The organism is Mycobacterium sp. TH-M103, assembly GCF_057473785.1.
In genome coordinates this window covers 1-9,918 of sequence record NZ_JBYCLG010000308.1, presented here as the reverse complement: position 1 = coordinate 9,918, position 9,918 = coordinate 1, and the positions used below count along the sequence as shown (strand labels likewise).

General features: G+C 66.1%; 11 protein-coding genes. 7 read left to right on the top strand and 4 right to left on the bottom strand.

Annotated features, from left to right (window positions below; translation table 11 throughout):
• A partial coding sequence (locus AC2VOR_RS17190; protein WP_486964193.1) for a cold-shock protein occupies positions 1–67 on the bottom strand: 67 nt, incomplete at its 3' end.
• Positions 68–142: 75 nt separating this feature from the next.
• Positions 143–1,459 carry a DEAD/DEAH box helicase gene (locus AC2VOR_RS17185; protein WP_369738719.1) on the bottom strand — a complete coding sequence of 439 codons (1,317 nt, stop codon included), beginning with the start codon at positions 1,457–1,459 and terminating at the stop codon, positions 143–145.
• A gap of 290 nt (positions 1,460–1,749) precedes the next feature.
• Between AC2VOR_RS17185 and AC2VOR_RS17180 the strand changes: the two genes are divergently transcribed.
• The gene (locus AC2VOR_RS17180) at positions 1,750–2,022 is read left to right on the top strand and encodes a hypothetical protein (RefSeq protein ID WP_369738720.1); all 273 of its coding nucleotides are present in this window, start codon (positions 1,750–1,752) and stop codon (positions 2,020–2,022) included.
• Positions 2,023–2,368: 346 nt separating this feature from the next.
• Positions 2,369–2,704 (top strand): hypothetical protein, encoded by a 336-nt coding sequence (locus AC2VOR_RS17175; protein WP_486964192.1) that lies wholly within the window; start codon positions 2,369–2,371, stop codon positions 2,702–2,704.
• 436 nt (positions 2,705–3,140) lie between these two features.
• Here AC2VOR_RS17175 and AC2VOR_RS17170 read toward each other — a convergent pair whose 3' ends face one another.
• Positions 3,141–3,275 carry a hypothetical protein gene (locus tag AC2VOR_RS17170; protein ID WP_486964191.1) on the bottom strand — a complete coding sequence of 45 codons (135 nt, stop codon included), beginning with the start codon at positions 3,273–3,275 and terminating at the stop codon, positions 3,141–3,143.
• 534 nt (positions 3,276–3,809) lie between these two features.
• Between AC2VOR_RS17170 and AC2VOR_RS17165 the strand changes: the two genes are divergently transcribed.
• Entirely contained in the window at positions 3,810–4,898 is a 1,089-nt protein-coding gene (locus tag AC2VOR_RS17165) for an AurF N-oxygenase family protein (RefSeq protein ID WP_369738722.1), read from the top strand.
• A 36-nt stretch (positions 4,899–4,934) separates the two neighbouring features.
• Here AC2VOR_RS17165 and AC2VOR_RS17160 read toward each other — a convergent pair whose 3' ends face one another.
• Positions 4,935–5,648, bottom strand: a complete 714-nt coding sequence (locus AC2VOR_RS17160) for a 2OG-Fe(II) oxygenase (RefSeq protein WP_369738723.1) — start codon at positions 5,646–5,648, stop codon at positions 4,935–4,937.
• A gap of 396 nt (positions 5,649–6,044) precedes the next feature.
• On the opposite strand from AC2VOR_RS17160, the gene AC2VOR_RS17155 reads away from it, so the two are divergent.
• The 4 genes from AC2VOR_RS17155 to AC2VOR_RS17140 form a co-directional block, all read left to right on the top strand.
• Positions 6,045–6,974 carry an alpha/beta hydrolase gene (locus AC2VOR_RS17155; protein WP_486964190.1) on the top strand — a complete coding sequence of 310 codons (930 nt, stop codon included), beginning with the start codon at positions 6,045–6,047 and terminating at the stop codon, positions 6,972–6,974.
• A 73-nt stretch (positions 6,975–7,047) separates the two neighbouring features.
• Positions 7,048–7,656 carry a TetR family transcriptional regulator gene (locus AC2VOR_RS17150; RefSeq protein ID WP_369738725.1) on the top strand — a complete coding sequence of 203 codons (609 nt, stop codon included), beginning with the start codon at positions 7,048–7,050 and terminating at the stop codon, positions 7,654–7,656.
• Between the two features lie 232 nt (positions 7,657–7,888).
• Positions 7,889–8,323 carry an MmpS family transport accessory protein gene (locus tag AC2VOR_RS17145; RefSeq protein WP_369738726.1) on the top strand — a complete coding sequence of 145 codons (435 nt, stop codon included), beginning with the start codon at positions 7,889–7,891 and terminating at the stop codon, positions 8,321–8,323.
• The coding region (locus AC2VOR_RS17140) for an MMPL family transporter (protein WP_486964189.1) at positions 8,320–9,918 on the top strand (1,599 nt) is incomplete at its 3' end. The genes AC2VOR_RS17145 and AC2VOR_RS17140, both read left to right, overlap by 4 nt.

Below are 9,918 nucleotides of genomic sequence, written 5' to 3'. Positions count from 1 at the left end.
CGTCGTCCGGGGTGATGAAGCCGAAGCCCTTCTCACCGTTGAACCATTTCACAGTCCCCTGTGCCATTTACTTTCTTCTCTCATTTCAAATGCGGATATACCTAAAATATCCGCGCGATCAACGTAGCACGAGCCGTGCTATTTATTGACAATTGTTGCCGCGCTGCGACGACGAACCCTGGGAGCGGGCCGAACGGCGCCGCCGGCCGGCAGGACCGGAGCGGCGAGGCTGCGCCGGGCGCTGTTGCGCGGTGTGCGCGGGGACGGCCTGCTTCGGCGCGGGGGCCCGGTGCGGCGCCACGTCCCCGGCCACCGCATGCACGGCGGCCGAGTCGACGGTGACCTCCTGCGGCGTGACGCGGATGCCCGCACGGCGCATCAACGCGTGCGTGTCCTTGCGCTGCTCGGGCAGGACGACGGTGACGACATCACCGGCATTGCCGGCCCGCGCGGTGCGCCCGGACCGGTGCAGGTACGCCTTGTGCTCGGCGGGCGGATCGATGTGCACGACCAGTTCGATCCCGTCGACATGGACACCGCGTGCCGCGATGTCGGTGGCCACCAACACGCGCGCGTCACCGGCGGTGAAAGCGGCCAGGTTCCGGTCGCGCGCGGGCTGAGACAGGTTGCCGTGCAAGTCGACAGCCGGGACACCGGATTCGGTGAGCTGCCTGGCGAGCTTGCGCGCCTGGTGCTTGGTGCGCATGAACAGGATGCGGCGACCCGATCCGGAGGCGAGCCGGTGGACCAACTCCTTCTTGGCCTGCGCGTCGGAGACGTGGAACACGTGGTGGGTCATCTCGGGCACCGGCGAGTCGGAGCCGTCGACGGAGTGCAGCACCGCGTCGCGCAGGAACCGATTGACGAGCTTGTCGACCCCGTTGTCGAGGGTCGCGGAGAACAGCAAGCGCTGGCCGCCCATCGGGGTGGCCGCCAGGATGCGGGTGACGCCGGGAAGGAAACCGAGGTCGGCCATGTGATCGGCTTCGTCGATCACCGTGATCTCGACCGAGTCGAGACTGATCAGACGTTGCTTCATCAGGTCTTCGAGCCGGCCTGGGCAGGCCACGACGACGTCGACGCCGGACTTCAGCGCCGCCACCTGCCTGCTTTGCGACACGCCGCCGAAGATCGTCGTCACACGTAGCCCGTTGGCGCCGGCCAGCGGTTCCAGGGTCGCGGTGATCTGGGTGGCCAGCTCCCGGGTCGGGGCCAGAATCAGACCCGTCGGGTGGGACGGGCGGCGTCGGTGTCCGGCCAGCCTGCTGACCAGAGGAATCGAGAAGGCGAGCGTCTTGCCGCTGCCCGTCTTGCCGCGGCCGAGGACGTCGCGGCCGCTGAGGGTGTCGGGAAGTGTCTCGACCTGGATGGGAAACGGATGGCTGATCCCGCGGGCGGCGAGCACCTCGATGAGTGGTTCGCGCACGCCGAGATCGGCAAATGTCATGCCTGTGGTCACTGGATGTCTTTCAGCATCGGTGGTGCCGACTTGGCGGCAAAATGCGCGCGTTCGGTCAGCACAAAGTGGCGAGATTGCCGGTGGGCAAAATCGATCGCCGCGATACGAACTGCGCCGGATTCAGTGCGCCAACCACTCGATCGGGGCGGACGCCGGAAGGATGAAGAAGCGTTTCACGACGTGCCGGCCGCCGTAGGACGGCCAACATTGCTACGAGCATAGCGCACATGCCGGCCCGGTGCGCCCCGGGGTCAAGACCTGCGCGCACCGCCCGCCCGCTGCCTGTACCGTTGAACACGAACCGCCTGCCAGCGGTCATCGCGAATCGTCGGCGCACCAGAAAAGAGATCAGCGTGCGATTCGATCGTCGTCCGACCGCCGATGCGGACCGGCCGACCTCCTCTTTCGTAAGGACACACATGGACAACTCGAACCTGTTTTCCCACCCTGAAGCGCCCGAATACGTGGTCTCGGGCGAGGCCTCCGGGAAGCCGGTCGAACACCCGGTCTTCTCGGATCGGCCCAGCGGCGACGCCGGAGCGCGCGCCAAAGAACGCCACTGAAGTAGTAAACGCCGAGCTTTCGAGGAGCGGTGGCGTCAACTGAGTCACTATCGTGGCACCGAGCGGGCTTGATCACATCCGCGCGACGGGGCCACGCCTCGCACCACACCATCGTGGGGTGCTCCACGACAAACTAGCCGCGCTGTCGATCGCGAGCGCCGAGGTTTTCACCGCTGCCGCGGTTTGGGCCGTCGGCGGCTTGGTGGCGGCAAGTCCCGCCGGCGCAAGCACTTTGGTGCCGCTCACCCAGAAGTTCCGTGCGTGCGACTTCACCCCGGCAGTGAATATGCAGTCGCGGGGACACGGTACGGCCCGAGCCGTAATCGGCACGGGCGCAAATCAAACGGTGACCGCGCACGTCCAACTCGTGGCCGTCGAACCCGGAGTTCGCTACAACGTCAGGTTGATCCAGGCACCGGCCTCTTCGGTGTCGTGCACTGCCGGCGTCACCGACGGGACGATGGAGACCGATGGCGCCGGGACAGCGACGCTGACGCTGCGGGACGCGTTGTCCCCGAATACCACCGGTGCGTGGGTCTTCGTCGAACGCCCATCGCCGAACTCGCAGACACCGGCCGAGTACTACACCTCGGAGTTCATCGCCGCGCTCCGAGAAGGGCAGGCGGGTCCGCTAACGCCGATATTGGGGACAGTACGCGGTGATCGCAGCGTCGACGGCTGACTGAGCCTGCGCGGGCGCGGTGTTCGTGTTGCTCGCAGGTCGCGGCTGCGGCATCCCGCATTGGAGCCATTGGAGGCCGGTACACACGGCATGGCCGGTGACGATTCGACCTTGGGATCTGTGACGGTGACGCCGGGAATCTGCGAGGCCAGTTTGAGGTAGACCTGGTCAGCACTGGGCCCCGGTCGGCACGGTGCCGGTGCCGCCGGCGCGGGTGGCAGCGCCGGCGCACCTTTTGCCGCGGGGCGCGCCGTTGCGGCGCCGCGGGGTGCGGCGACTCGGCCTGGATGCGCCTCGGCGCTCCGGGCGCCGCTTTGGCGGCCGGCGCCGGCTGCCGCGACGGATCATCCCGGCCAGCAATCGCCGGGCCGCACCCCCCAGCGCGAGGACGATTCCGAGGATCACCAACGGCAATTCCGATGGGAGGTGTCTGATTTCAATGGCGGCAGTCCATCGGTGTCGCAGTCGGGTTTTTGAACAGAGCCGGGTCGGCGAACAATTGTTGATCGGCCACGGTGACGCCGTCGGGAACATCGCCTTCCCGCGTTATGACCATCGGCGTCTTGTACACCGACCCCTGGTCGCCGCAGTTGACGGCGACAACGGTGTCGGTCAGTACGCCCCGAAGCGTTCCGTCGGGCTGGGGCTCCCACGACCGATTCAGCGTGTCGGTGTCGCCGGCCGTTCCGTCGGCGCCGGGAGGACACGGCGCCGGCGACTCGAGCGGCGAGGGTCTCGGTGGCGGCCGAACGTCCCGATGGTGCCGGACAGTCGGCGAACGACATCGAAAAATCTGCTCGGCGAAACCCGGCGAAACCCCCATTGGCCCGAGCGTGATTTGGCGCTTCATTGCCGGCACCTCCGCGAAGCCGCCACGATGCGCGGAGGTCGGTACGGTATATTCACCCCCATGCGAGTCCAGAAAGCGGCTCTTTTGACGTGTCGACCGCACGGGAGCGATCTGGTCAAGTGAGAAGCGGGAAAATCGCAGCGCAAACGCCGGAAATCCCCTCGCGGAAGTCGCCGTAGGCGACATTGTCGCCGACCAGGCCGCGAGGATTGTTGGTTGTGTACGTGTTGATCTGAACATTATCGGGGGCTGTGAATGGCCAGGAGGCTTCTGCTCCGGCGTTGGCACCGCAACATGGAGGTGCGTGACGACACCGAGTACGTAAGCAGCATCGCAACGTTGTCCGAGGGATCGGTGCGACGGAACTTCAACCCCTATACCGACATCGACTGGGATGCCCCGGAGTTCGCGGTCATCGACAACGATCCCCGGTGGATCCTCCCGGCTACCGATCCGCTGGGGCGCCACCCCTGGTACCAGGGGCAGCCCGAGGAACGCAAGATCAAGATCGGTATGTGGCGCCAGGCCAACGTCGCCAAGGTGGGCACCCACTTCGAATCCGTCCTGATCCGAGGCCTGCTGAACTACGCGTTCTGGCTGCCCAACGGCTCCCCGGAATACCGCTACTGCCTGCACGAATCCATCGAAGAAGGCAACCACACCCTGATGCTGCAGGAGATGGTCAACCGCGTCGCCGACGGCGTTCCGGGCATGCCACGCATCCTGCGCTGGATCTCGCCGCTGGTCCCCCTAGCTGCCGGTCCGCTGCCGGTGGCCTTCTTCATCGGGGTGCTCGCCGGCGAGGAACCACTCGACCACACCCAGAAGGATGTGCTGCGCGAGGGCAAGGCACTGCATCCGATCATGGAGCGGGTGATGGCCATCCACGTGGCCGAGGAAGCGCGGCACATCTCCTTCGCGCACGAATTCTTGCGTAAGCGGTTACCGCAGCTGCCCAAATGGCAGCGCTTCTGGCTCTCCTTGTATTTCCCGTTGATCATGCGCCTGTTGTGCCACGCAATTGTTGTTCCGCCGGAGGCGTTTTGGCGCGAGTTCGATATTCCGCCCGAAGTAAAACGGGACCTGTTCTTCGGGTCACCTGAATCGCAGAAATTATTGCGCGACCTGTTCGCCGATATGCGGGCGCTGGCCTACGACACCGGGATGATGAATCCGCTTTCCCACATGCTGTGGCGGGCGTGCGGGATCGACGGCGAGCCCTCGCGCTACCGCGGCGAGCCGCAACGCGGGCGATTGAGCACCCTGCCCGACGACGATGCGGCGCCGGTGTCCGGCGACGACCCGCACGCAACACCTTCCGTGCATCGCGGCGCGCTGGCCTGACGCGCAGTTCCTCGTCGACCGCGCTCCCCCGCGGTGTCAGGCGGCGTCGTGAAAAATCAAGCCGAGCGTGTAGCGCTGCCCCGACCGGACCACCGACACTCCGTGACGTACTTGGACGGCCGACCATCCCCGCGTCGAGCGGACCGGCCGCTCCCGGGTGGTGAAGACATAGCCGTGCCCCTGCGGCAGCGTGCTGGCCGTACCACGCGACTGCGCCCGCGGCCGCTGCTCGACCAGCAGGAACTCGCCGCCGGTATGGGTCACGGCCGGTGCACTGAGGTTGATGACGACCTGCAGCGGAAAGACCAGGTCCCCGTAGAGGTCTCGGTGCAGGGCATTCCAGTCGCCGGGACCGTACTTGAGCAGGAGAGCCGTGGATTTGGTCTGGCCGGCCCGATGGCACAGGTCCAGCCATTCGTCGAGAGTGTCGGGCCAGGGAGCCTCCCGGCCCAGCTTGGCCCACCAGTCGCGGGCGATCGCCAACAACCGGGGGTAGAGCGCGTGTTTCAGTTCGTCGATGGGATGCGGACAGGGCCGGTCGAAGTAGCGGTACTCCCCCCGTCCGTAGCGGTGGCGCGCCATGTCGACGGTGGCGCGAAACAAGCGGTCGTCGGCGTAGAGAGCGATGAGCGCTGCACACTCGGTGGGAGTGAGCAGTTCGGACGTCAGCGCGCCGCCGAATTCGTTCATGTCGGCGGTGACGGCCTGCCAGTCCGCGCCGTCTACGCGCCGGCGCCACGTCGTTGCCATCAGGACGGTCTCCCGGGGTATGACACTTCATCGAGCCTGTAAATGCGCAGACGAAGTACGAGTGCGGAACTGCAAAATCTACAGGCTCGTCGCAGTAATGCGCGCCCGCTCACTCACCCGGCGACGACCAGTGCACCACCTTCACGGCCGTCCGGCCGCACGCACGTCCGCAGCATCGCATGCCGACGGCTCGGCGATGGGCACCTGCGTCACCACCTCGCCGGTACGGGGATCAAGAACGCTGATGACGTTTGTCGGAGTCGAAGAAACGCCGCGGCATACCCTCGCCGCACCCCACCCAATCAGCCGGTTCGAAGCCCTTGGAACGGCTTGGCTCACTTTTCGCATCCTGTATGGTCATGCTGGCCTGTCGGCGCGCGGGAATCGAGAGCACCCATGGTGAGCGGACCCCCTGACAAGGCCTTCACGACACGGCACGTCGTGGACCCCGGCCTGCGCACCGCCGCGCGGTTCCTGCCCCGCGGATACGCGCTGCACCGCGGGTACAAGATGCAGCGAAGGCTTATGGCGGCCCTGGGTAACGCCGGCCGGTTGCGCGACACGCCGGTCGCCGCCGTCAACGAGCACGTCACCGTTCGCCTGCACCGCCCGGCCGGGCCACCCGACCGGGCACCCGCGCTGCTGTGGATCCACGGGGGCGGCACCATCATGGGGGTCGCCGCCCAGGACGACAAGTATCTCCGCAAGCTGTGCCGGCGCACCGGGATCGCGGCGGCGGCCGTCGAACACCGACTGGCGCCCGAGCATCCCTACCCCACGCCAGTCGAGGACTGCTATGCGGCCCTCCTTTGGCTGGCGCGCCAGCCGTGGGTGGACCCGGATCGGGTCGCCGTCGGGGGCGCCAGTGCCGGTGGGCATTTCGCGGCGGCCGTGGCCCAGCGCGCCCATGATCGGGGCGACGTCGAGCTCGCCTTCCAGATGCTGGTGTATCCGATGCTCGACGATCGCACCGGCGCCGGAGGCGATGGGCCCAGACGCATCATGTGGACCGAGAGCGACAACCAGCTGGCGTGGCGCTGGTACCTCGACGGCGCCGATCCGCTCGAGGCGGTGCCGGGGCGGCGCAAAGACCTGTCCGGTCTCGCCCCGGCCTGGATCGGGGTCGGCACGTTGGACCTCTTCTACGCCGAGTGCGTGGAGTATGCCCGGCGGCTTCGCAACGCCGGTGTCCCCGTGCACCAGGAGCTCGCGCCGGGCGCCTTTCATGCGTTCGACCAGATCGCCGACAAGGCACCCATTTCGGTGAACTTCCTCGACAGCCAGTGCGCCCATCTGGGCGCTGCGCTGGCGGCCCCGCATCGCTGAGGCCGGCCGGATCGGCATGCGATCCATCACGTTGTGACTGCAGAGTTTGCAGATTGTGCAACTATTGAGTGCTATGGCCAATCAGATCGGACTCCGCGAGCGCCGGCGCCGCCAGACGAGCATGGACATCCGGGACGCCGTCGTGCGCCTGGCCAGCGAACGCAGCTTCGACCGGGTCACGATCGACGAGATCTGCGTCGAGGCCGGCATCTCCTCTCGCACCTTCTTCAACTACTTTCCCAACAAAGAATCCGCGATCGCCTACGGCCCCTCCGACATCCCCCCGGAACTCGTCGCCGAGTTCGTCGCGTCCGGACCGGCTCCCTACTCGGTGGTGCTGGCGGAACTGATCACGCTGGCGGCCCACCACCTTCGCGACGCGCCGCCCAAGCGCGAGCAGGCGGTGTGCATGTTGCAGCTCGCCAAAACCACCCCCGCGGTGCTGGCCGCCTTCCTCGCCGACTTGGAGCGCTTCCAAACCCACCTGACCGACATCGTCGCGCGCCGCCAGGGTATGCGGCCCGACGACGAGGTCCCCGCGATGATTTCCGCCCTGGCATTGACGGCCGTGCGCTCGGGTATCGAGCGCTGGTCTGGTGGCAAGCCCGAGGACGCCGACGACACGCCGATGCCCTACGTGGAGCGCGCCGCCGCGCTGGTCCACAGCATCTTCACGAAGTGACGCAAAACACCGCCAACGAACTTGCATAGACTGCAAAATATGCACAACATGTACTATGCTCTGATCGCGGTCACGCTAAGCGGTTCGGGGGCGCAGACTCATCGCAACGTCTGACGATCGCCTACGGATTCCGTTGTAGCGCAAGCGATCAGCGCCGCTCCCGTTCCCGCCCACGGGGCAACCCCGACGACGTCCACACCGCTGTTGCGCGACGAGGAAGGAAAGCACCCGGGTGCAGATATCGAAGGTTGTGCGCAACGCGTGGCTACCGCTGTTGATCACGGCGGTGGTCGTGGTCGGTGGCTTCACCGTGGCGCGGGTCAAGTCGTTCTTCGGGGAGAACAACACGGGCGTCATGATCAGCCCCCGGCGCGATGAATCCACACCGTTCAAGCCCAAAGTCGTCAAATACGAGGTCTTCGGCTCGGCCAGTCACGCCAACGTGAACTATCTCGACCTCAGCGCCGACCCGCAGCGCGTCGACAATGCGCCGCTGCCGTGGACGCTGGTCCTGTCCACGACCGCCCCGTCGGTCTTCCCGAACATCTCGGCACAAAGCAGCGGTGACCAACTCGGTTGCCGCATCACCATCGATGACGAAGTCAAGGACGAGAACATGACCACCGGTGTGCACGCCCTGACCTTCTGCTTGGTGAAGTCGGCATGAGCAGACACCTGGACGACACCGCTCCGATCGCCGCCGTCAAAGAGCGGCCTGCGATACCGCGCCTCATCCGGAAGTTCGCCGTGCCCGTCATCCTCGGCTGGATCGCGGTCATCGCGGTACTCAACATCGTCGTACCCCAGCTGGACGAGGTCGGCAAGATGCGCTCCGTGTCGATGGCCCCCGACGATGCGCAATCGGTCATAGCGACGAAACGCATGGGCGCGGTGTTCCACGAGTACAAGTCCAACAGCTCGGCGATGATCGTGCTGGAGGGCCAGCAGCCGCTCGGTGACGCGGCCCACGCCTATTACGACGAGATCGTCAAGAAGCTCGACGCCGACACCAAACACGTTGAGCACGTGCAGGACTTCTGGAGCGATCCGCTCACCGGTGCGGGCGCCCAGAGCAACGACGGCAAGGCCGCCTACGTGCAGGTCTATCTGGCCGGCAACCAGGGTGAAGCCCTCGCCAACGAATCGGTGGAAGCCGTCCAGCGCATCGTCAAAAGTGTGCCCGCCCCCCAAGGGGTGAAGGCCTACGTCACCGGGCCCGGAGCGCTGTCGGCGGACCAGCACGAGGCCGGCGACCGCAGCCTGCAACTCATCACGGCGGCGACCTTCACGGTGATCATCGCGATGCTGCTGCTGGTCTACCGGTCGGTCGTCACGGTGTTGCTCACATTGCTGATGGTGGTGTTCGAGCTTTCCGCCGCCCGGGGCATGGTCGCCTTTCTGGGCTACTACAACATCATCGGGCTCTCCACGTTCGCCACGAACTTGTTGGTCACGTTGGCGATCGCGGCCGCCACCGACTATGCGATCTTCTTGATCGGCCGATATCAGGAGGCCCGGTCGGTCGGCGAATCCCGGGAAGACGCCTACTACACCATGTACCACGGCACCGCCCACGTCGTGCTCGGGTCGGGCCTGACCATCGCCGGCGCCACGTTCTGCCTGCACTTCACCAACCTGCCCTACTTTCAGACGCTGGGAATCCCGTTGGCAATCGGCATGGTGGTGGTCGTCGCCGCGGCGCTGACGCTCGGCCCTGCCGTCATCTCGGTGGCATCGCGTTTCCGCAAGACACTGGAACCCAAACGGTCACAACGGATCCGCGGGTGGCGCAAGGTCGGCGCTCTCGTCGTCCGGTGGCCCGGACCCATCCTGGTGATGACGATCATGGTCGCACTGGTCGGCCTGCTCACCCTGCCCGGCTACCGCACCAACTACAACGACCGCAACTACCTGCCGGCGGACCTGCCCGCCAACGAGGGTTACGCCGCCGCGGACCGGCACTTCTCAAAAGCGCGGATGAATCCCGAAATGCTGATGATCGAAAGCGACCACGATCTGCGCAATTCCGCGGACTTCCTGGTCATCGACAAGATCGCCAAGGCGGTCTTCCGGCTCCCCGGAATCGGTCGCGTGCAGGCCATCACCCGGCCGGAGGGCACGCCGATCGAGCACACCTCGATCCCGTTCCAGATCAGCATGCAGGGTGTCACCCAGCAGATGAACCAGAAGTACCAGGAAGACCAGATGGCCGACATGCTCCACCAGGCCGACATGATGCAGACGACCATCAACGACATGACC